This is a genomic window from Hafnia paralvei (assembly GCF_020150375.1).
Classification (GTDB): domain Bacteria; phylum Pseudomonadota; class Gammaproteobacteria; order Enterobacterales; family Enterobacteriaceae; genus Hafnia; species Hafnia paralvei.
In genome coordinates this window covers 3,124,667-3,144,832 of the sequence record NZ_CP083737.1, presented here as the reverse complement: position 1 = coordinate 3,144,832, position 20,166 = coordinate 3,124,667, and the positions used below count along the sequence as shown (strand labels likewise).

The 20,166-nt window shown below is 48.8% G+C and carries 23 protein-coding genes; 16 read left to right on the top strand and 7 right to left on the bottom strand.

The annotated features are described in order from the left end of the window. The first annotated feature begins 159 nt into the window (after positions 1-159). Positions 160-642: a phosphohistidine phosphatase SixA gene (gene sixA, locus K9N75_RS14795; protein ID WP_224451782.1), complete on the top strand. Its 483-nt coding sequence runs from the start codon at positions 160-162 to the stop codon at positions 640-642. 140 nt (positions 643-782) lie between these two features. Here sixA and smrB read toward each other — a convergent pair whose 3' ends face one another. Continuing rightward, the gene (smrB, locus tag K9N75_RS14790; protein ID WP_008814074.1) at positions 783-1,325 is read right to left on the bottom strand and encodes an endonuclease SmrB; all 543 of its coding nucleotides are present in this window, start codon (positions 1,323-1,325) and stop codon (positions 783-785) included. Between the two features lie 239 nt (positions 1,326-1,564). Between smrB and prmB the strand changes: the two genes are divergently transcribed. The 7 genes from prmB to hypT all read left to right on the top strand — a co-directional run bounded on the left by prmB (position 1,565) and on the right by hypT (position 8,219). Then, entirely contained in the window at positions 1,565-2,497 is a 933-nt protein-coding gene (gene prmB, locus K9N75_RS14785) for a 50S ribosomal protein L3 N(5)-glutamine methyltransferase (protein WP_008814073.1), read from the top strand. Between the two features lie 139 nt (positions 2,498-2,636). Next, positions 2,637-3,722, top strand: a complete 1,086-nt coding sequence (gene aroC / locus K9N75_RS14780; RefSeq protein ID WP_096080617.1) for a chorismate synthase — start codon at positions 2,637-2,639, stop codon at positions 3,720-3,722. Between the two features lie 120 nt (positions 3,723-3,842). After that, positions 3,843-4,670, top strand: a complete 828-nt coding sequence (gene mepA / locus K9N75_RS14775) for a penicillin-insensitive murein endopeptidase (RefSeq protein WP_114445415.1) — start codon at positions 3,843-3,845, stop codon at positions 4,668-4,670. Between the two features lie 241 nt (positions 4,671-4,911). Further along, positions 4,912-5,592, top strand: a complete 681-nt coding sequence (locus K9N75_RS14770) for a nucleoside recognition domain-containing protein (protein ID WP_008814070.1) — start codon at positions 4,912-4,914, stop codon at positions 5,590-5,592. Positions 5,593-5,596: 4 nt separating this feature from the next. Then, positions 5,597-6,061, top strand: a complete 465-nt coding sequence (locus tag K9N75_RS14765; protein WP_008814069.1) for a YjiG family protein — start codon at positions 5,597-5,599, stop codon at positions 6,059-6,061. A 10-nt stretch (positions 6,062-6,071) separates the two neighbouring features. Next, a complete protein-coding gene (gene iadA, locus K9N75_RS14760; RefSeq protein WP_224451781.1) occupies positions 6,072-7,238 on the top strand; it encodes a beta-aspartyl-peptidase in 1,167 nt (388 codons plus the stop codon). An 84-nt stretch (positions 7,239-7,322) separates the two neighbouring features. Next, complete coding sequence (hypT, locus tag K9N75_RS14755) at positions 7,323-8,219, top strand: hypochlorite stress DNA-binding transcriptional regulator HypT (RefSeq protein ID WP_064573340.1); 897 nt, start codon at positions 7,323-7,325, stop codon at positions 8,217-8,219. Here the strand turns inward: hypT and cuyB are convergent. Beyond that, complete coding sequence (cuyB, locus tag K9N75_RS14750; protein ID WP_114445409.1) at positions 8,202-8,939, bottom strand: cysteate racemase; 738 nt, start codon at positions 8,937-8,939, stop codon at positions 8,202-8,204. The two genes, hypT and cuyB, sit on opposite strands and share 18 nt — an antisense overlap. A 221-nt stretch (positions 8,940-9,160) precedes the next feature. Here cuyB and K9N75_RS14745 point away from each other — a divergent pair, with 221 nt between their 5' ends. The 4 genes from K9N75_RS14745 to K9N75_RS14730 all read left to right on the top strand — a co-directional run bounded on the left by K9N75_RS14745 (position 9,161) and on the right by K9N75_RS14730 (position 11,387). Continuing rightward, entirely contained in the window at positions 9,161-9,973 is an 813-nt protein-coding gene (locus K9N75_RS14745) for a sulfite exporter TauE/SafE family protein (RefSeq protein WP_008814065.1), read from the top strand. A gap of 132 nt (positions 9,974-10,105) precedes the next feature. Next, complete coding sequence (locus K9N75_RS14740; RefSeq protein WP_020303657.1) at positions 10,106-10,660, top strand: elongation factor P hydroxylase; 555 nt, start codon at positions 10,106-10,108, stop codon at positions 10,658-10,660. A gap of 22 nt (positions 10,661-10,682) precedes the next feature. Continuing rightward, complete coding sequence (locus K9N75_RS14735; protein ID WP_004092755.1) at positions 10,683-10,961, top strand: YfcL family protein; 279 nt, start codon at positions 10,683-10,685, stop codon at positions 10,959-10,961. 75 nt (positions 10,962-11,036) lie between these two features. Beyond that, positions 11,037-11,387, top strand: a complete 351-nt coding sequence (locus K9N75_RS14730; RefSeq protein WP_048797743.1) for a hypothetical protein — start codon at positions 11,037-11,039, stop codon at positions 11,385-11,387. 66 nt (positions 11,388-11,453) lie between these two features. Here the strand turns inward: K9N75_RS14730 and mnmC are convergent, their stop codons facing one another. Beyond that, the gene (mnmC, locus tag K9N75_RS14725; RefSeq protein ID WP_185922780.1) at positions 11,454-13,472 is read right to left on the bottom strand and encodes a bifunctional tRNA (5-methylaminomethyl-2-thiouridine)(34)-methyltransferase MnmC2/FAD-dependent 5-carboxymethylaminomethyl-2-thiouridine(34) oxidoreductase MnmC1; all 2,019 of its coding nucleotides are present in this window, start codon (positions 13,470-13,472) and stop codon (positions 11,454-11,456) included. Between the two features lie 173 nt (positions 13,473-13,645). On the opposite strand from mnmC, the gene fabB reads away from it, so the two are divergent. Next, positions 13,646-14,860, top strand: coding sequence for a beta-ketoacyl-ACP synthase I (gene fabB / locus K9N75_RS14720; RefSeq protein ID WP_008814062.1), 1,215 nt, complete (start codon positions 13,646-13,648; stop codon positions 14,858-14,860). A 63-nt stretch (positions 14,861-14,923) separates the two neighbouring features. Here the strand turns inward: fabB and K9N75_RS14715 are convergent, their stop codons facing one another. Beyond that, positions 14,924-15,145 carry a YgdI/YgdR family lipoprotein gene (locus K9N75_RS14715; RefSeq protein WP_008814061.1) on the bottom strand — a complete coding sequence of 74 codons (222 nt, stop codon included), beginning with the start codon at positions 15,143-15,145 and terminating at the stop codon, positions 14,924-14,926. Positions 15,146-15,360: 215 nt separating this feature from the next. Here K9N75_RS14715 and K9N75_RS14710 point away from each other — a divergent pair, with 215 nt between their 5' ends. Next, positions 15,361-15,759 (top strand): VOC family protein, encoded by a 399-nt coding sequence (locus K9N75_RS14710; protein WP_224451780.1) that lies wholly within the window; start codon positions 15,361-15,363, stop codon positions 15,757-15,759. Positions 15,760-16,001: 242 nt separating this feature from the next. On the opposite strand, the gene K9N75_RS22760 is transcribed toward K9N75_RS14710, so the two are convergent. From K9N75_RS22760 to K9N75_RS14700, 3 genes are all read right to left on the bottom strand, one after another. Then, entirely contained in the window at positions 16,002-16,133 is a 132-nt protein-coding gene (locus K9N75_RS22760) for a hypothetical protein (protein ID WP_020303658.1), read from the bottom strand. A gap of 372 nt (positions 16,134-16,505) precedes the next feature. Further along, positions 16,506-16,937 (bottom strand): acid resistance repetitive basic protein Asr, encoded by a 432-nt coding sequence (gene asr / locus K9N75_RS14705; RefSeq protein ID WP_224451779.1) that lies wholly within the window; start codon positions 16,935-16,937, stop codon positions 16,506-16,508. 144 nt (positions 16,938-17,081) lie between these two features. After that, the gene (locus K9N75_RS14700; protein ID WP_039185414.1) at positions 17,082-17,447 is read right to left on the bottom strand and encodes a DUF4186 domain-containing protein; all 366 of its coding nucleotides are present in this window, start codon (positions 17,445-17,447) and stop codon (positions 17,082-17,084) included. A 257-nt stretch (positions 17,448-17,704) separates the two neighbouring features. Here K9N75_RS14700 and K9N75_RS14695 point away from each other — a divergent pair, with 257 nt between their 5' ends. Both K9N75_RS14695 and K9N75_RS14690 read left to right on the top strand, forming a co-directional pair. After that, positions 17,705-18,085 (top strand): copper resistance protein, encoded by a 381-nt coding sequence (locus K9N75_RS14695; protein ID WP_130961318.1) that lies wholly within the window; start codon positions 17,705-17,707, stop codon positions 18,083-18,085. Positions 18,086-18,137: 52 nt separating this feature from the next. Continuing rightward, entirely contained in the window at positions 18,138-20,165 is a 2,028-nt protein-coding gene (locus K9N75_RS14690; protein ID WP_224451778.1) for a protein-disulfide reductase DsbD family protein, read from the top strand. Position 20,166 lies beyond the last annotated feature (1 nt).

Sequence of the window (20,166 nt, the reverse complement as noted above, 5' to 3'; positions counted from 1 at the left end):
GTGCTGTTATCTCTACCCCACGCGGAAGCGATCCAGTCCGCGTGATTAATGCGCATCACTTTTGCGTGTTAATTCTGTGTCGAATCAGGCAGAATGCCCGACCGTTTACACGCCAATCGGCGAAACGGTGTAGGATTCAGCCAACAATAGCGGTGCAATATGCAAGTTTTTATTATGCGTCATGGTGAGGCCGCTCTCGAAGCAGCTAGCGATTCAATCAGGCCTCTGACGACCCGTGGTCACGATGAATCAGTCTGTATGGCCTCTTGGCTACAAACGCAATCATGTGAGATTGAAAAGGTTTTGGTGAGCCCTTATCTGCGCGCCCAGCAAACGCTAGCGGCAGTACGCGAAGGACTGGCATTACCGGACGATGTTGAAGTGATGCCGGAGCTCACGCCGGGCGGCGATGCTGCTATGGTGGGTTGCTATCTCGAGGCACTGGCCAAAACGGGTATCGGTAGCGTACTGGTTATCTCTCATCTGCCGTTGGTGGGTTATCTGGTTTCAGAACTGTGCCCTGAAGAAGCCCCTCCCATGTTTGCCACTTCGGCTATTGCCGGCGTTTCTTTTGACGTAACCACAGAGCGTGGCGTGTTTGACTGGCAGGTTGGACCCGCGCAGGTGATGGCTAAGGCTTAATATCCACTTCATCTTTCAAGCTGCAGATGCGTGGATGCGCCCTAACCACTTACCAATGTAAGTTTTAGGGGCTGACTCTATTACCGCCTCTCTGCAACTTGAAACCGCCTAACCCTGTAATATTCATCATTTTTGCTGCATCAGCGGCGCTCTTCACGCTCGTCGATTTCTATCAGCACTAATAAGGCGGCATCTCCTCCCCATTCACGTGACGCCTGATGAAATGCAACAACGTCTGGGTGCTGAGCTAGCCAGAGCGGCGTTTGCTGTTTGAGGACGTGTTTACCGTGTCCGTGCATGACGCAGGCACAGTGGACGTGTTCACGGCGGCAGGCGGCGATCAGCGCACCTAATTCTTGCTTAGCCTGCATTTGGGTGAGCCCATGCAGATCTAAAAATAATTCGGGTGAATAATCGCCGCGGCGCAGTTTCTTTAGCTCAAAATGATTGGCGTCAGGCCGGATATAACGCGTTGGCCCATCACTGTCGAGCTGCGGTTGAAATTCATCGGAAAAATAGAAGCTAGCGTCAATTTGTTCTTGCAGCATTTTTTCAGGCGCAATTTTTCGGGTACTGCGCTTAGGGCGATGTACCACGGTGTCTTGCGCGATCTTACGTGCGCCGCTGATGGACTCACGAAACAGTGCGGCATCCTCACCGCTGATCGTTTTATTTTTCTTCATTATCAATCTGCCTTAGTCACTCTTAGGGATAGTGTAACTAAAGTTCTCGCGGCATCTAAATAAAACTCGCCATCAATCTTATCTTCTAGCGCCACAGAGGCATCTCTCAGACTATATTCCTGCTGATTTGTGGGGCTCTTCATGGCAAACTACGGGATTGCTTACTTTTCTCATTATTTAGACTTAATGGCGCCTTTTTAGGCGGTATTCAGTCATAGACAGGTCTGTTGGAGGCTAATTTGGACAAGATTTTCGTCGATGAAGCGGTGAATGAGCTGCATACCATCCAAGATATGCTGCGCTGGACCGTCAGCCGTTTTAATGCAGCGAATATCTATTATGGCCACGGCACAGATAATCCGTGGGACGAAGCGGTGCAACTGGTGTTGCCAACCTTGTACCTGCCAATGGATATTCCAGAAGATATGCGCACCGCGCGTTTGACGCTAAGTGAGCGTCATCGCATTGTTGAGCGTGTGATCCGCCGCGTGAACGATCGTATTCCGGTCGCTTATCTGACCAATAAAGCATGGTTCTGTGGCCATGAGTTCTATGTTGACGAGCGCGTTCTGGTGCCTCGCTCACCGATTGGCGAGCTGATCGATAACCGCTTTAGCGGCATTATTAACCACAACCCAAGCCATATTCTGGACATGTGCACCGGCAGCGGTTGTATCGCTATCGCCTGTGCTTATGCATTCCCAGACGCCGAAGTCGATGCGGTAGATATTTCAACCGACGTACTGTCTGTGACCGAGCAAAATATTCAGGAACATGGTTTGGATCAGAGCGTTACCCCGATCCGCTCCGATCTGTTCCGCGAGCTGCCACCGCTTCAGTACGATCTGATCGTGACTAATCCACCGTATGTGGATGAAGAAGATATGTCCGATCTGCCGGAAGAGTTCCGCTTCGAGCCTGAGCTGGGGCTGGCCGCAGGCAGTGATGGTCTGAAGTTGACTCGACGCATTTTAGCGTGCGCTCCAGATTATTTGACCGATGACGGTGTGCTGATTTGCGAAGTGGGTAACAGTATGGTGCACCTGATGGAACAGTATCCTGATATTCCGTTCGTTTGGTTAGAATTCGAAAACGGCGGTGACGGCGTATTTATGCTGACCAAACAACAGCTGATTGACTGTGCACCACACTTTGCACTCTATCGGTCGTAGCAGCAGACGCTCCGCAAATTTCGATTTGCGCCTCCCCTTGCGAACCGGGGGAGGATGAATGGGCTTAATGTCTCATTCACCCCACAAAAAAACACAACATTCATCTGCAAAGTCAGAAAACAACGCTAAGGAGCCGCGCATGGCAGGCAATAGCATTGGGCAATTTTTCCGTGTCACTACGTTCGGTGAATCACACGGTATCGCATTAGGCTGCATCGTTGACGGAGTGCCGCCAGGTATTCCTCTGACAGAGGCCGATCTGCAACACGATCTGGATCGCCGCCGTCCGGGGACCTCGCGCTACACTACGCAGCGACGTGAGCCGGATCAGGTGCGTATCCTTTCAGGTGTATTTGAAGGGGTCACCACCGGCACTAGCATTGGTTTAATCATTGAAAATACTGACCAGCGTTCTCAGGACTACGGTGCGATCAAAGATTTATTCCGTCCGGGTCATGCAGATTATACCTATGAACAAAAGTACGGCACTCGTGACTATCGTGGCGGCGGTCGTTCCTCTGCACGTGAGACTGCTATGCGTGTGGCCGCAGGTGCCATCGCGAAAAAATACCTGAAAGAAAAATATGGTGTGCAAATCCGTGGCTGTTTAGCGCAGATCGGTGATATTTCCTGTGAGATTAAAGATTGGGAGCAGGTTGAGCAAAACCCTTTCTTCTGCCCTGATCCTTCGAAACTGGAGGCGCTGGATGAGCTGATGCGCGCGCTGAAAAAAGAGGGCGACTCCATTGGTGCCAAAGTCACCGTGGTGGCTGAAAAAGTTCCAGTAGGTTTAGGTGAGCCGGTATTCGATCGTTTGGATGCGGATTTGGCTCATGCGCTGATGAGCATTAACGCTGTGAAAGGCGTGGAAATCGGTGATGGTTTTGCGGTGGTAAACAAGCGCGGCAGTGAGAACCGTGATGAGATCACGCCAGAAGGCTTCCAAAGCAACCATGCAGGCGGCATTTTGGGGGGGATCAGCAGCGGTCAGGATATTATCGCGCATCTCGCATTGAAGCCCACGTCCAGCATTATGGTGCCGGGGAAAACGATCAATCGCCAAGGTGAAGCGGTTGAAATGGTTACGCGTGGTCGTCACGATCCCTGCGTTGGGATCCGTGCGGTGCCAATTGCCGAAGCGATGATGGCGATTGTGCTGATGGATCATTTGTTGCGTCAAAGAGCACAGTGCGGAGATGTGGTTTCAGACGTTCCACGCTGGTAAAAAATATGCGTCATCTTAAGCGCTTCAAGACATTGCTTTGCGCAGGGTAAGGGCTGTATTTGTATGCAGATGGAAAGAATGGATACGAATAATCATGGCAGGCTCATTGATATGAAGAAAATGAAATTCTGGCTACTGGGTGCCTGCGCGCTGGCGATGAGTGCTCAGGCGATGGCGCTGACACCGTGGCAACAGATCACAAAACCGGTCCCGGGAGCGGCGCAGGCCATAGGCGGCTTTGCCAATGGCTGTATTGTGGGGGCTAATCCATTACCGTTGCAAGCTGATGATTATCAGGTGATGCGGCCCGATCAGCATCGCTATTACGGTCATCCTGATTTACTGGCTTTTATTAATCGTCTCAGTAGTGAAGTGAGTCAGCGCCAAATGGGGACTTTGTTGATTGGTGATATGGCAATGCCCGCTGGTGGGCGTTTCAGCAGCGGTCATGCGAGTCATCAGTCAGGGTTGGATGTCGATATTTGGTTACAGCTGCCAAAGCAGCGCTGGAGTCAGCAGCAGTTGCTGAAGCCGAAGCCGATTGATTTAGTTGCCGTCAATGGACGAAACGTTATTCCTGCGCTGTGGAGCGATGATACGGGCGAATTAATTAAGCTCGCGGCAAAAGATGACGAAGTGACGCGCATTTTCGTCAATCCGGCTATTAAGCAAAAACTGTGTGACACCGCCGGTGCCGATCGTGACTGGCTGCGTAAGGTTCGTCCTTGGTTTGCTCATCGGGCTCATATGCACGTGCGTTTGCGCTGTCCGGCAAGCAGCCTTGAGTGTCAGGATCAGACGCCACCTCCGGCTGGCGATGGCTGTGGTGCTGAACTGGCAAGCTGGTTCCAGCCGCCACCTCCGGGCAGCAAACCGTCAAAACCTTCTGCTCCGCCGCCGCTGTATCCGTCATGTCAGGCCTTGTTGGACAGGCACTTCGCAGGTTAATCCTTGCCATAAACGCCCCGTTGAGGGGCGTTTTTTATATCCCACTTTCTTGCCGCTATGCGTTTTTTGCATAGCAAAATACATTCTTGCATTTTCCTGAGTTATTAATCGCATGGTATGTTCGAAACTAGCCTTATGGCTGGGTTATTTTTGTAATAAGTGCTCATAGAAGCACGAAATATATTTACATCAATAATGAATTTTATCGGAAATATAGTATTTAACACAGGACAGGGTAATTATGAAACATCAGGAAGCGGAGCTGGCTGCACCCAGCCAGAAATTAAAAGTGACATGGGTGGGTTATTTTTCTTTTTTTCTCACCATTATATTTTTCTCAGGTATGTTTTCTGGCAGTGATGGCTGGTGGCGTGTATTTGACTTCACTGTTTTGAATGGGTCGTTCGGACATGTTAATGGCGATAGCGCGACTACAGCGGTTACGTTCAGAGGCGTGAATGGGACCGGCGCAAAAGATGGGTTTCTTTTTGCCTTAGAACTCGCTCCATCGGTTATTTTGTCTCTAGGGATTATTTCTGTCACCGATGGTTTGGGGGGGCTGCGGGCTGCGCAGCAACTCATGACGCCGATTTTACGTCCGATTCTGGGCATTCCCGGTATTTGCTCTCTTGCACTGATCGCCAACCTGCAAAACACCGATGCAGCTGCGGGGATGACTAAAGAGTTAGCTGAAGAAGGAGAAATCACCGAACAAGAGAAAGTTATTTTTGCTGCTTATCAAACTAGCGGTAGTGCAATCATTACTAATTACTTCTCTTCGGGCGTAGCCGTATTTGCTTTTTTAGGTACCTCGGTCATTGTTCCCCTAGGTGTTATTTTATTGTTTAAATTCGTTGGCGCGAACATTCTTCGTGTTTATATTAATTTCGCAGAACACCGCACTGTGAATAATAAGGAATAATAAAATGACGACACAAGTGCGTAAAAACGTAATGGATCTCTTTATTGACGGTGCACGCCGCGGATTCACCATTGCGACAACCAACCTTTTGCCAAATGTCGTGATGGCGTTTGTGATTATTCAAGCGCTGAAAATTACCGGATTACTCGATTTGGTCGGCCAAGTTTGTCAGCCAGTGATGGCGTTCTGGGGATTACCGGGCGAAGCCGCTACTGTGTTGCTGGCATCACTGCTCAGTATGGGCGGAGCGGTAGGTGTTGCTGCCAGCTTAGTCACCGCCGGAACGTTAAGTGGTCATGACGTTACCGTATTGCTGCCCGCGATTTATTTGATGGGAAATCCGGTGCAAAACGTGGGGCGCTGCTTGGGTACGGCTGAGGTTAACGCGAAATATTACCCCCATATTATTGGCGTTTGCGTGATTAACTCGCTGCTGTCTATCTGGGTCATGCAGTTGATTGTGAGATAACGAGGAACAGGTGATGGACTTAACTTCCGCAGGATTTATGCTGCTGCGCGGTGCACAGGTATATGCACCTCAGGCGCTTGGCATTCAGGATGTATTGCTGGTTGCCGGAAAAGTGGTGGCCATTGAGCCACAAATTTCCGCCGATGTTTTACCCGACTGTCAGATTATCGATCTGCATGGTTTAACGCTATGCCCGGGATTTATCGATCAGCATATTCATTTAATTGGTGGCGGTGGTGAGGCGGGGCCTGCAACACGTACGCCAGAAGTGGGCTTATCCAAGCTGGTTGAGGCGGGGATTACCACGGCAATTGGTTTGTTAGGCACGGACTCTGTGACTAGACATCCTGAAGCGCTACTGGCAAAAACACGCGCGCTTAACGACGAAGGTATTACGGCTTATATGCTTACGGGCGCTTATAGCATTCCTTCTCCCACCATTACTGGCAGCATTGAACGTGATGTCGCACTGATCGACAGAATCATCGGCGTGAAGTGTGCTGTGTCCGATCACCGCTCTTCGGCACCTAATGATTCTTCATTAGCCAATATGGCCGCTCAGGCGAGAGTGGGGGGGCTATTGGGGAATAAGGCGGGTATCAGCGTGTTCCACATGGGCAGCAGTAAGAAAGGCTTAGCACCGCTGTATGCCATTCTTGAAAACAGCGATGTTCCAATGAATAAGCTGTTACCCACTCATGTTAACCGTAGCGAAACTTTGTTTGATGCGGCTATCGAATTTGCGCTCAAAGGTGGCCATATCGATATTACCAGCGGGATCCCTGGGCCGGTTACCCCTTCTCAGGCGGTTAAGCGCGCCGTGGAGCGCGGTGTTGCGCTTGATTTGCTTTCCGTGAGTTCGGACGGTAATGGTAGCCAGCCTGTTTTTGATGCGCAGGGGAACCTCACTGGCATTGGTGTCGCAGGTTTCAGCAGCTTGTTAGAGACGCTGGTTGCCTTGGTGAAAGAGCAGGATATGACCTTAGCAGATGCGTTGGTACCGTTTACCCGTAGTGTCGCTAAGTTCCTTGGTCTGGAAACCAAGGGAGAGATTGCCGTGGGTAAAGACGCCGATTTTGTGGTGTTAACTCCCGATTTGGCAATCCATCAGGTCTATGCCCGTGGGCGTCTGATGGTACAAGAGGGGAACGCCTGCGTGAAAGGGACCTTCGAATAACTCACTGTTTGTCTGTTGTCGCGTTGCGTCTCATGATAATGGTATGTTTATGAGAGGAGACTCGGTGCGACAACAGGAATTGAGATGAGCATAGTGCACAATATAGAAACGAAATGGTTGTATGACTTTCTCACGTTGGAGGAGTGCCGTAACTTCTCTCAGTCGGCAATCAAACGCAACGTGTCACAGCCCGCATTCAGTCGGCGCATCCGCTCTTTAGAGCAGGCGGCAGGTGTTTCCCTGTTTAACCGAGATGTCTCACCACTTCAGTTGACCGAGCCGGGGAAGGTGTTCCACTCTCAGGTAAGAAATCTTCTGCAACAGTTGGAAAGTAATCTCACTGAGCTACGCGGCGGAAGTGACTTCATCGAGCATAAAATAAAGATTGCGGCGGCTCATTCGCTTTCTTTGGGATTATTGCCTTCGATTGTTAAAGAGATGCCCAACCATTTTGCTTACTCAGTGGAGGCTATTGACGTCGACAGCGCGGTAAATACGCTGCGAGAAGGGAAAAGCGATTTTATTCTCTCTTATCATGACGAATATTTACTACAGGCGCCTTTCGCTCATATTCACCTGTTTGAAGCTCAGCTTTTCCCCGTTTGCGCGAGTGACTTACAAGGAAAACCGCTGTACACCTTGGACCAACAGGATTTTCCATTACTGAATTATAGCCAATCTTCTTACATGGGAAGGTTGGTGAACCGTATGCTAGCCAAGAATACTCATCTCAGCTTCCGGACCGTTTTTGTTTCATCGATGAGTGAATTGCTAAAACAGCTGGCGTTAGATGGCTCGGGCGTTGCTTGGCTACCAGACTGCTCTGTGGTGCAAGAGTTAGAGCAGGGTAAGCTGGTTCGTTTGGATAATGAAGCGCTGACTATCCCCATTTATGCCTATGCGTATCGGATGGACACGCGTATGAGTATCACCGCCGAAAATTTTTGGCGGGATCTGAAAAATCTATTCCATGCTCGCTAGCTCTGGCTGAGCGTTCAACACCGTTTCGCCATTTTTTGCTTCGTACCAGCGAATCGCGGCACGCACCAACGCGGCCGTGGAATCAATAAATCCACAGTTAAAGCGGTCTTCTTCGGCACCGATAATCAAGGGGATTTCGGTGCAGCCCATAATGATAATATCCGCCCCACGTGTCATTAAGGCCTCTACCTGTGGAAACAGTAGCGCCTGTGATAACGCGATATCGCCAGCTTTATAGGCATAAATAGCCTGCATCACCGCGCTCTGCCCATCGCCTTCGGGAACACATAGCGTTCGCCCCTGTTGATCCAACTTATGTTGATAAAGTCCGGTTGCCAACGTAGCGTCCGTCGCGAGTAGACCAACGGTTTGGCTAGCGTGGGGAAGTTCTGCCAGTGTGGCATCTAAGATATTGATCATTTCTGCATGCGCGCTGTGTTGCAAACGATCAAACCAGTAATGCGCGGTGTTGCAGGGGATCACGATGCATTCAGCACCGGCGGTTTCCAGCATGTGCAGATAACGCTCTAGGTAGTCGTAAGGAGAAGGGCCTCCGGAGAGCAAACATGCGCTGCGATCGGGAATATCCGGTATTGAGCAGGCAATAATAGGAATGTGTTGTTGGTCTTGCCCCGCATGTCTGAAGCGTACAAATTTATTCAACATATCCGCCGTGGCTGCTGGCCCCATTCCGCCCAGGATACCAATAGTGTGTTGCATTTCGCTTATCCTTTTCTGATAAACCAGAGTCTGGAATAAACACTATCAGTCTGAAGTTAAAAGAATAAATGCTGTTTATTTAGTAGCAATGCGTAAAATGCATAGCATGATATACGTATACATGAATATTTCTTTTTGATGACACAAAGCGTAGTGTGTACAGCCAATTAAAATAAGATTCTGGCCGTTAATTAAATATATTTAGGCGGAAGGTAGACGAAATGATGGACTTTATTAATGGGCTGCCAGTAAGTCCTGAAATGTTAGGGATACTTTTTTTTGTCGCCATGCTGGCTGGTTTTATTGATTCCATTGCGGGCGGTGGCGGATTGTTAACTGTACCTGCTCTGTTGGCTGTTGGTGTTCCTCCCGCACAGGCACTCGCCACCAATAAACTGCAGTCGGTCGGGGGCTCTTTCTCCGCGAGTCTCTATTTTATTCGACGTAAAGCCGTCGACCTTAACGATCAGAAATTGGTTATTGCGCTGACATTTATTGGTTCAATGATTGGCTCAATTTTAGTGCAGAACATGCGCGCTGATATTTTGCGCCAGTTGCTGCCGATACTGGTTGCAGGGATCGGCATCTACTTTCTACTGACGCCGCGTCTTGGCGAATCGGATCGACAGCGTCGTCTATCCTATATTCCCTTTGCCATTGTGGCAGGCTGCTGTGTTGGATTTTATGATGGTTTCTTCGGCCCCGGAGCAGGGTCATTTTATGCCCTCGCTTATGTCACGCTGTGTGGATTTAATCTGGCGAAATCCACCGCCCACGCGAAGGTATTAAATTTTACCTCTAATCTTGCCGCGCTGTTGTTCTTCATGCTTGGCGGTAAAGTGATTTGGTCGATTGGCCTTGTTATGCTGGTGGGGCAAGTTATTGGAGCCAGAACCGGAGCCAAAATGGTGTTAAGCAAAGGACAAAAGCTGATCCGCCCGATGATTGTACTGGTCTCACTCGCCATGACCTGTAAGCTAATGTATGACAACCATGGTACAGAAATTACTCAATGGTTAAGCCACTGGCTTTAATTATCCATACAATAATTGTGTATTAACGTTATTGGTGGTGCAAGGCGCCTTGGAGCGTGAGATAATTTTGTCAGGTTAACGGCATCGTTTAAGCGGTGCCGTTTTTTAATAATTTTTTTATCGACGGCCATCATGTCTCAAACCCAAATAGAACATCATTTTCAGCAGCTAATCGACCTGTTTAACCAGACATTCAGCGACGACTATCAAACTCAACTCGTAGCCGGTGATGACGAGCCGATTTATCTGCCCGCAGACGAAACGTCACCTTTCCATCGTATCGTGTTTGCTCATGGCTTTTACGCCAGTGCGCTACATGAAATTTCTCATTGGTGTATTGCGGGAGCCGCGCGGCGTCAGCAGGTTGATTATGGCTATTGGTATTGTCCAGACGGGCGCGATGCGAAAACCCAGTGTGAATTTGAAGTTGTAGAGATTAAGCCTCAGGCGTTTGACTGGTTATTTTGTGAAGCGGCGGGCTATCCATTTAACGTCAGTTGCGACAACCTTGAAGGGGATTTCGACCCCGATCGCATCGCGTTTCAGAGAAAAGTGCGTGAGCAGGTATTGTGGTATTTAGAAAACGGTATCCCTGAGCGTCCAGCGCGCTTTATTCAGGCGTTACAATCGTTTTACAATACGCCAACGCTAACCGCTGATAGGTTTCCCTATCCGGAAGATTTGTAATAAATAATCCAGAGGACCCCCGATGATCGCAGATTTTGAAACCCGCATTCTGGCGCTGATTGATGACATGGTTGAGCACGCCAGCGATGACGAACTATTTGCCGGAGGCTATCTGCGTGGGCATTTAACGCTGGCGGTCGCTGAATTGGAAGCCGATGGCGAGCATACGCCAGCGGCGTTGAAAGACGCTGTCCAACATAGTCTAGATAAGGCTATCAAAGCCGGTGAGCTTTCGCCTCCGGATCAGATTTTGGTTAATAACATGTGGGAATCGCTGTTTGCTAAGGTTTTAGCGAGTTAGGCGATGAAATACGATGGCGCGACGCGTTTGCGCCATCGTATTTAAGTATACCGTACTATCATGGAGTGATTATGTATGGATCAGGATGACGTAAAAGCTAAAGCGCTTTCTAAAACAACGATCATGAAAAATGATCTGTTCATTCGAGATAAACTGAAGAAAATAGATAATATTGGCGTCGCTATTTTCTTTGCTATTCCGCTTATTTTGTTTCTATTGGGTGGGGCTTCACTCGCTCACTGGGTTGCTTTGCTATGGCCTCTCTATTCGTTGGGATTCGTTATCTATTTTCGTAAAATTTTGAAAACCATTTCTAATAAATCACTGCAGGTGACCCGCATGTATTCTTTTTATGCATTGGCGAGATTTATATTAATTGGCTTTCCATTAGTAGGGCTTTACATCCTTTGTCAGGTCGCGAGATAGCAACGTGAGGTTAAACGCCGTTTTATTAACGAGTTTATAAAACGGCGCTTCGTGTTATTTAGGCGACTACACCGCTTTTCCCTTCAGTAATTTCCTCACCCACATCCGATTCGGATTTAACGCGTCTAATACATCTTGTTCGACCGGTAGTGCTTCGCCATAAATTTGTCCAGCCAGGATTTCTGCACATAGCGGAGCGCTGCATAAACCGCGAGAACCTAGGCCACCAATCATAAACAGGTCGGGATAAATAGGTGCTGAAACTACGGATTCTGGGACAGTTTTTTGTGTCATTAAATCCTGATACTGTTCAAGCGTAGCCGCATAATGGGGTACAGCGCCCACCATTGGCATATGATCGCGAATAGCGCATCGCACGCCGACGCGGGCTTCATTATCTGAAATATCGACTTCATGTGGCCATTCCACTTGTGGCAGGCATTTCAGCAGACGATCACGGTTTTCTTGCTGATCGGCGTTGGAGAAACACAGATCGGTATTGTTACGCTGATAGCTGGCACCGATACAGTGGTGAGCATTAGCCGGATTGGCTGGGGTTAGATAACCGTCGTAGCACAGTACCTGCTTGAGCTGCCTTAATGTCTCAGTGGTTGGAATATGACTGACTTGACCACGCACCGCTGAAAGCGGTAGCGCTTCGGTTTGAGTGAAATGATTCAACCGATGTCCATTGGCCAGCACCACACAGCTATGCTGCTGAATGTCGCCATGATGGAATGTGAGTTGCCAACCATCGCTGTTTTGGGTCAGTTGCGTAAGCTCAGTGTCAAAATGTACTACTAGACCTTGTTGTCGAGCTAAGTCGATAGCGACCTGAGTCAGCTGAGAAGGGCAGAGCCAGCCGCCAGCGCTATAGGTGAGCCCATCATGAGGAATATCTACGCCGGTTAGCTCTGTGAGCGCAGCCGCATCGCCTTTTTCAGCAAGCCAATTCGGCCAATCTGTAGCGAGGATTTGTGCAATTTTATGACTACTTTTCTCATCCCAGCCTAGCTGAGTGACGCCGCACCACTGGTGATCAAAAGCCAACCCGAGATTCGCTAAATCATCATATTGCCGACGAGCGAAGGCAAAAGCAGAGATGAAAAAACGCTCAAGGGGGGTGTTGCGCCCGTTGAGCAGCGGATAGAGTGCTCCTTGACGATTACCGGATGCCCCCAGCGCGGGTTTAGCATCAGCACAATACAGGGTGACTTTACTGCCGCGTTTGAGCAGGGCCAGCGCCGTAAGTGCAGAGGCAATACCGCCGCCAATCAACGCAATATCTTGCGGGTTGCTGGCTTGAGGGCGAGCGAACCACGGGGCTAATGATGATGCTGTCAGCGGTTCAGCACGCGTGCCTGTCAACATTTCCCGTTTTTGCCCGAAACCTTTGACGCGCTGTACTTCAAAACCCGCTTCTTGCAAACCACGACGAACAAAACCTGCGGCGGTGAAAGTGGCAAAGGTGCCGTCTTTTTTGGCCAGCTTAACCATGGTGTTAAAAAGTGCCGGTGTCCACATATCTGGATTTTTCGATGGAGCAAAGCCATCTAAAAACCAGGCATCGATCTGACCATAGAGACTGTATGGCAGGGCAGGAATGAGTTCATTAACATCGCCAAACCATAGATCGAGCGTAATGTGTCCATCGGCTAAAAATAGGCGGTGGCATCCTGGTAAAGCCGCCGGCCAAATAGCGCACAGCTGTTCACTGAAATCCTTTAACTCAGGCCAACGGGCGTGTGCGGCGGCCAGATCGTCAGACAGTAAAGGATATTTTTCGAAGCTAACATAATGTAGATGATTGAATGGGCTCTCAGGATGCTGTTTTCTAAATGCATCAAAGGCTTGCCATAGTGTTAAAAAATTAAGACCGGTACCAAACCCCGTTTCGGCCACGGCGAAAGTACGCTGTTGTGCTTGCTGCCAGCGTTCTGCTAGATGATTACCCTGCAAAAATACGTAACGGGTTTCGGAGAGCCCGTCCTGATTGGAAAAATAGACGTCATCAAACTGTTGCGAAACAGGTGTACCTTGTTCATTCCAACTTAATTTTGCGCTTTGGATCGGGGAGTGGCTCACGATTTTTTACTCTAAATACAGATATAAAGGGATTTTAACGGGCTCTGACAGGGACAGCAAATATGCGTCCATCTGGTTCAACCACATCTGATCGGACTTGCTCGGCGTACAAGTGTACGCTAAAGTGCGTCTCAAAATCCCGAATGAACAATATCTGTGTAAGAGGTTAAGACATGAAACGTGCAGTAATTACTGGCTTGGGCGTTGTTTCCAGCATCGGTAACAACCAGCAGGAGGTTCTGGCGTCTCTGAAAGAAGGGCGTTCGGGTATCACCTTCGCGCCTGAACTTAAAGAGGCCGGTATGCGTAGCCACGTATGGGGCAACATCAAGCTGGATACCACCGGCATGATTGACCGTAAAGTGATGCGCTTCATGAGTGATGCATCAATTTACGCTTACCTCTCCATGCAGGAAGCGATTAAAGATTCTGGTCTGGCTGATGATATGGTCTCTAACGACCGTACTGGCCTGATCGTTGGCTCCGGCGGTGGTTCTCCACGCAACCAAGTCGCGGGCGCAGACGGTATGCGTTCACGCGGTCTGCGTGGCGTTGGTCCATACATGGTCACTAAAGCAATGGGTTCTGGCGTGTCAGCGTGTTTGGCGACACCGTTCAAAATCCGTGGCGTAAACTATTCCATCAGCTCTGCGTGTGCGACTTCTGCTCACTGTATCGGTAACGCAGTAGAGATGATTCAGTTAGGCAAGCAGGACGTTGTTTTTGCTGGCGGCGGTGAAGAGCTGTGCTGGGAACTGGCGTGTGAATTTGACGCTATGGGCGCGCTTTCTACTCAGTACAATGAAACTCCAGACAAAGCTTCACGTACTTATGACACCAAGCGCGACGGTTTCGTTATCTCCGGCGGCGGCGGTATCGTTGTTGTTGAAGAACTGGAGCACGCTCTGGCTCGTGGCGCACACATCTACGCTGAAATCGTTGGCTATGGCGCAACGTCTGACGGCTACGACATGGTTGCTCCTTCAGGCGAAGGTGCTGCGCGTTGCATGCGTATGGCAATGAAAGATCTGGATGCTCCTGTTGATTACCTGAACGTTCACGGCACTTCTACACCGGTAGGCGACGTGAAAGAACTGGGTGCAATTCGTGAAGTTTTCGGTGATAACACGCCAGCAATTTCGTCTACTAAAGCGATGACTGGCCATGCGCTGGGCGCTGCTGGTGTTCACGAGGCTATCTATACCTTACTGATGCTGGAACACGGCTTCGTAGCGCCAAGCATTAACATCGAAGAATTGGATGAACAGGCTCAGGGTATGAACATCGTTACTGAGCCAACTCAGCGCGATCTGACCACCGTGATGTCTAACAGCTTTGGCTTCGGTGGTACTAACGCCACTCTGGTAATGAAAAAATTCCAGAAATAATCAGTTTACTGATGGTATAAAAAAACCCGCGTAAGCGGGTTTTTTGCTTTTTATCAGCTTAACTTATTCTTTTTCAATCATTTGTGCCACGTCATTGGTGTTGATCTGGCGATTGACGCCATCCTGATCGACGTAGCTAGTCATGCCGGTATCTTTATCAATTTTGGGTTTACCCTGCGTGACAATCATCTCTCCCGATTTAGTCGACATCACATAGTCGCTTGAGCAGCCGGCAACCATCAATACCGCTGCACCAATACACAGCATAGAAATCATTTTTTTCATTTTATAGCGTCCTTTGAGTGGGTCTGTTACAAGCATAGATCATAACAAGCCGTAGCAATACGCTTCGCCTGCTAAAATGAAAAAATCCTTACAAATCATGTCAAATGTATCGCTAAAAGGGATGCTAGCAGTGGGTTTTCCATTGAGATATCCACCTGGGGCGGTGAAGTAGAGGATTATCGTCTACGATTAAGAGCTAAAACATGGAGAGTAAAATGCTAAATAAAAATAGTCGATTACGTATTGCTCGCCCAACAAACCGTCTTAGCCAGATTGCTCAGATGTACCAAGACGGGCTGGGCTTTGAGATTCTGGGAAGTTTTGACGATCATCAAGGGTTTGATGGGGTGATTTTAGGCCACCAAAACCATGCATATCATCTTGAATTTACTCATCATCGTGGAACTTCTGTGCCAGATGCCCCATCGCAGGATAATTTACTGGTGTTTTACATCCCCGATGAGCGGGAATGGCGTACGGCATGTGCACAAATGGAACGTGCGGGTTTTATTGCCGAAGACTCGTATAATCCTTATTGGGATCTGAATGGTAAAACTTTCGCCGATCCGGATGGTTACCGTGTTGTGCTACAGAATTCGGGTTGGGATCGTTAGGTGCAGTAGAATGAAATAATGTGACAGTTTTGCCTGAGCCAAGGTGCATATGTGCTTAAATGTACTTCTCATGAGGTGCATTATTGGCATTGCAAAATAACCATACGATATGATTTACCCGTTATATTGACGAATTATCATGCACTGATGAAATAAGATCTAAACTTGACGTGAGTCCATTTGGACTTAGGTGTTGCATTTTAATTAATTTTTAATATGCTTTTGTTTTTTTAATTTGTATTTTATATATCAATGGCGATGAGTTGTTCAAAAATAAAAACAATAACCACAAGATGAGCGGCTATAGCCGCGGCATCGCGTAGCGTCAGTTGCTTAAAAAATATTTTTAATAGAATGCTGGTTAAAATGACCATATCAATTTCCCTGTGAATAAAACGAAATACATCAATGTAAAATATGGTTTATTCTTATGTTTCCCTTATCAGAATAATAAATGGTGCTTTATTTTTCGTATTTTAAACAGGAAGTATAGCCTTATACAATAAGGGGGCCGTTCTTGTTTTTATGCTTGTGTCATAGGGCATTTATATTACACTATGATTGATATGCTTTTTATTAAAAGAATAGTTTTTAATTTAGAGAAATAGGCGTCGCAGTTTCGAGTGAATTGAATAGTAGAGTTAGGCGTTGTGATGGGGTAATGGTATATTCCTAGCGAAATTCGCTAGCTGTAAAAGTTAAGGCCACAGATTATTCCGTGGCCTTAATGCTGTCTAAACTTTTACTTATGCTTTTGGTGCTGCAGCGGTTGCTGGTGCTGCTTTTTTGTGGTGCTGAGTTTTTTTAGCCGCTTGAGCTTTCTGAGCTACTGGCGCCGCTTTTTTGTGGTGCTGAGTTTTTTTAGCCGCCTGAGCTTTCTGAGCTACTGGCGCTGCTTTTTTGTGGTGTTGAGCTTTTTTAGCCGCCTGGGCTTTCTGAGATACTGGCGCTTTTTTAGCGTGTTTTTTGGCAGCCTGAGCTTTTTGCTCGGTGGTAGCTGCTTTCTTGTGGTGCTTAGCTTTTTTGTGATGCGTTGTGCTGGTTGCTTTGGCAGCAGGTGCGGCAGCGGTCGTTGAAGATGCAGCCGGAGCAGCAGGTGCGGCGGTTGTTTCAGCAGCGAAAGCAACAGAAGACAGACCCATAGTAGCAGCAACAACCAGAGCTAAAACTTTTTTCATTTTCCATTCCTCAAGAATTTGTTTTTCATAAGCCCCTTGGTGGAGCCGGTGAATGAATAATAGGAGGATGGATGTTAACTTTCCGTAAGTGTTTGGTGTCGGTACGTAACGGCATGTACAAAGCGTATAAAGTTGGGTAAATCTTTAGGGGTGACCGCTAGTTTCGTGTTCAATCCAGTGGGCAATGAAGCTCACAACATACTGTTTTTCCTCTTCGTTTAATGTTTTTCCTTGTGGAATCTTATGCCATTTCTCTAAGCATCCGCGGCAGCAGGTTGCCGTCGCATGCTGAGCAACAAACACGGGATGCCCACGCATTGGCGTTTGTTTGCCGTCATTGTCTGGAAATGCAGGCGCTAGACGCGCGTCTATAAAGTCATAAGCATGAGACAAAATAACCGCAGTTCCTTTTTGCTGCAGATAAGCGTTGTCTTTAGCATTGAGATGAAACTTCATGCGGAATGGAGAGCGTTGTAGGCGAGTCCAGATATTTTCAGCAGATTGATACACAACAAAATCCTACATATTGCGGGGGAACGAACAGAAATACGATCCTCTTGCCCAGCAAAAAAAGCAACCCTAGGGGCTAATGTTGGCCCCGTGTATCTCGCTCTCTCAAACGATCAGCATTAACCCTAGGGGAACCAGCGGAACAAGTGTCTATCGACGTCATAAACGTAAAGTTATTGCTAATGGCTTGTTTATCCTTACTTGCAAGGTAAGATAAGCCAATCTAATGTTTTCGGTTTTTTTAATTTTAGGGGTGTATGGTTCAGCGGCAGCGTGTGGCCAAGTGGTTTTTAATTCTAGCTTGTCTGGTTGTACTCACGTGTACAACGCAGCGCATGGCTGGCATGCACATGCTTAGCAAATACCTCCCGACCGATGATATTACTGCGACTCAAACTGCCGTAGCGCCTCTGGGCGTTGGCAACCAAGAACTCCCCATTTCCCCCTGCGAATTAAGTGCTAAATCATTGCTGGCGGCGAATAGCATGGCGGTTGAACATTTGTTTTTCGCTCTGCTGCTGTTTGTGGCCTTGCTGCTTGAGCCTACACGGCGTTTATACTCCCTTATTCCCCCGCCGCGTGCGGTTTCTTTACCCCGATTACGGGTGCATCTCCGGCTTTGCGTCTTCCGAGAATAAATTACTGCGTTATTGATTGTTAACGTAGCAACATTATTTTTGGAGAAAATCTATGTACCTATTTTTGAGGGCGCTGGCGTTTAGCCTGTGCCTGTGGCTACCCGCATCTTGGGCGGCTGATAGCGGTTGGCTGCAAGACCCAAACAATAGCCATGCCCGCGTGCAAATAAGCACGAGTCAACCCGAGGAGGGTACCGTTCGTTTGCTGCTCGACGTGCGGTTAAGTGACGGCTGGAAAACCTACTGGCGTTCGCCGGGGGAGGGAGGCATTGCCCCTGAAATCAAATGGCAAACCCCTGTTGAACACGTGAATTGGCGCTGGCCAACCCCGCAACGTTTTGACGTTTCTGGTATCTCGACTCAGGGATATCATGGAGATACCGTCTTTCCGATCACGTTAAACGTGCCGAAAACGGCCACGAGATTACAGGGCGTACTTACCCTTTCAACCTGTAGCAACGTTTGTGTGCTCACCGATTTTCCCTTCGATTTAGATCTCACCCAGCCTGCACCGCAGGGATTTGAGCATGCTTTTACTCGAGCAGAAGGAACCCTGCCGCTAACTTCTGGCATGGTACATCAGGCTCAGGCTGGATATATCAAGGGTGAACTGCGTGTGAGTGCCGAACGTGAAGAGGGCTGGCAAAAGCCCGATGTCTTCTTTGATGTGCCAGAGGGCGCGGATTTTGCAAAACCCAGTATCAAGATAGAAGGAAAACGGCTCTTAGCGACGGTGCATGTGACCGATGGTTGGGAAGGCAGTGCGCCTGATCTAGATGGTAAACCGCTCAGCATGGTATTTAGCGATTCAGGTATTGCTCAGCAGATGACGATAGCTGTGAGTAACGTATTGCCAGCGTCGGGCTCTTCACCGCTAGGACTATCAACGGCTATCTTGCTTGCCCTATTAGGCGGCTTAATCCTTAACCTGATGCCCTGCGTGCTCCCTGTTTTAGCTATGAAACTCGGGTCAGTGCTTCAGTTAGAGAACCGCGAACGCAGCGTTGTTCGCCGCCAATTTTTGGCTTCGGCCAGCGGCATTCTGGTGTCGTTCTGGGCGTTAGCTGGATTAATGACAGGGCTAAGGCTGAGCCAGCAAGCGGTTGGTTGGGGAATTCAGTTTCAAAGCCCGTGGTTTATCGGCCTAATGGTTGTGGTCACCGCTCTCTTTAGTGCAAACCTATTTGGCTTTTTCTCGATTCGGTTAGGAAGTAATACCACCACTCGATTGGCCACTGCGGGAGGTCATGGCAGCGGTGGTCATTTCTGGCAAGGCGTTTTTGCTACATTGTTGGCAACGCCGTGCTCTGCACCGTTTTTAGGAACCGCACTGGCATTCGCACTAGCAGCACCGCTCGCCGATCTCTGGGTGGTGTTTACGGCGTTGGGCATTGGTATGAGCCTGCCATGGTTGCTGATAGCCGCTTTCCCGTTTGTTGCCAAAGCACTGCCTAAGCCGGGACAGTGGATGAATCGGCTGCGAATTGTGCTAGGGCTGATGATGCTGGCGTCTAGCCTATGGCTAATTAGCTTACTTGCTGCACATACCGGTGTGGTGGTGGTGCTGATAATCAGCGGGTTGCTGCTGTTGGCTTTGCTGATCCTGACGGGGATCCAGTATGGCCGTCGTCTATTGTTAATTTGGGGCGCTGTTTTGCTACTACTGGCTGGCGTCGTGTTGGCAACGGGCGCGTTAACCGCAGAGCGTTGGCGCACACCTATGACCGATAGCGTGCAATGGCGGCCATTGAGCGAACAAGCGATTACTCAGGCGCTACGTGAGAATAAACGGGTGTTTGTGGATGTCACGGCTGACTGGTGTGTGACCTGCAAAGCGAACAAATACAACGTATTACTACGTGATGATGTACAACAGGCCTTAAAAGAACCCGATGTTGTCGCCCTGCGCGGTGACTGGACCACACCATCTCCCGCCATGACTCAATTTTTGCAACAGCGCGGCGCTGTCGCCGTACCGTTTAACCAAATTTATGGCCCCGGTCTGCCGAACGGCGAGGTGCTATCCCCGCTGCTAGACCGTCAAACCCTACTCAACACGCTCAATAATGCTAAGGAATAAC

Bases quoted from the DNA above. Each gene is read 5' to 3' on its own strand.
- sixA (WP_224451782.1), top strand. From the start codon at position 160: ATGCAAGTTTTTATTATGCGTCATGGTGAGGCCGCTCTCGAAGCAGCT.
- smrB (WP_008814074.1), bottom strand. From the start codon at position 1,325: ATGAAGAAAAATAAAACGATCAGCGGTGAGGATGCCGCACTGTTTCGT.
- aroC (WP_096080617.1), top strand. From the start codon at position 2,637: ATGGCAGGCAATAGCATTGGGCAATTTTTCCGTGTCACTACGTTCGGT.
- mepA (WP_114445415.1), top strand. From the start codon at position 3,843: ATGAAATTCTGGCTACTGGGTGCCTGCGCGCTGGCGATGAGTGCTCAG.
- K9N75_RS14770 (WP_008814070.1), top strand. From the start codon at position 4,912: ATGAAACATCAGGAAGCGGAGCTGGCTGCACCCAGCCAGAAATTAAAA.
- K9N75_RS14765 (WP_008814069.1), top strand. From the start codon at position 5,597: ATGACGACACAAGTGCGTAAAAACGTAATGGATCTCTTTATTGACGGT.
- hypT (WP_064573340.1), top strand. From the start codon at position 7,323: ATGAGCATAGTGCACAATATAGAAACGAAATGGTTGTATGACTTTCTC.
- cuyB (WP_114445409.1), bottom strand. From the start codon at position 8,939: ATGCAACACACTATTGGTATCCTGGGCGGAATGGGGCCAGCAGCCACG.
- K9N75_RS14745 (WP_008814065.1), top strand. From the start codon at position 9,161: ATGATGGACTTTATTAATGGGCTGCCAGTAAGTCCTGAAATGTTAGGG.
- K9N75_RS14740 (WP_020303657.1), top strand. From the start codon at position 10,106: ATGTCTCAAACCCAAATAGAACATCATTTTCAGCAGCTAATCGACCTG.
- K9N75_RS14735 (WP_004092755.1), top strand. From the start codon at position 10,683: ATGATCGCAGATTTTGAAACCCGCATTCTGGCGCTGATTGATGACATG.
- K9N75_RS14730 (WP_048797743.1), top strand. From the start codon at position 11,037: ATGGATCAGGATGACGTAAAAGCTAAAGCGCTTTCTAAAACAACGATC.
- fabB (WP_008814062.1), top strand. From the start codon at position 13,646: ATGAAACGTGCAGTAATTACTGGCTTGGGCGTTGTTTCCAGCATCGGT.
- K9N75_RS14715 (WP_008814061.1), bottom strand. From the start codon at position 15,145: ATGAAAAAAATGATTTCTATGCTGTGTATTGGTGCAGCGGTATTGATG.
- K9N75_RS14710 (WP_224451780.1), top strand. From the start codon at position 15,361: ATGCTAAATAAAAATAGTCGATTACGTATTGCTCGCCCAACAAACCGT.
- K9N75_RS22760 (WP_020303658.1), bottom strand. From the start codon at position 16,133: ATGGTCATTTTAACCAGCATTCTATTAAAAATATTTTTTAAGCAACTG.
- asr (WP_224451779.1), bottom strand. From the start codon at position 16,937: ATGAAAAAAGTTTTAGCTCTGGTTGTTGCTGCTACTATGGGTCTGTCT.
- K9N75_RS14695 (WP_130961318.1), top strand. From the start codon at position 17,705: ATGGTTCAGCGGCAGCGTGTGGCCAAGTGGTTTTTAATTCTAGCTTGT.
- K9N75_RS14690 (WP_224451778.1), top strand. From the start codon at position 18,138: ATGTACCTATTTTTGAGGGCGCTGGCGTTTAGCCTGTGCCTGTGGCTA.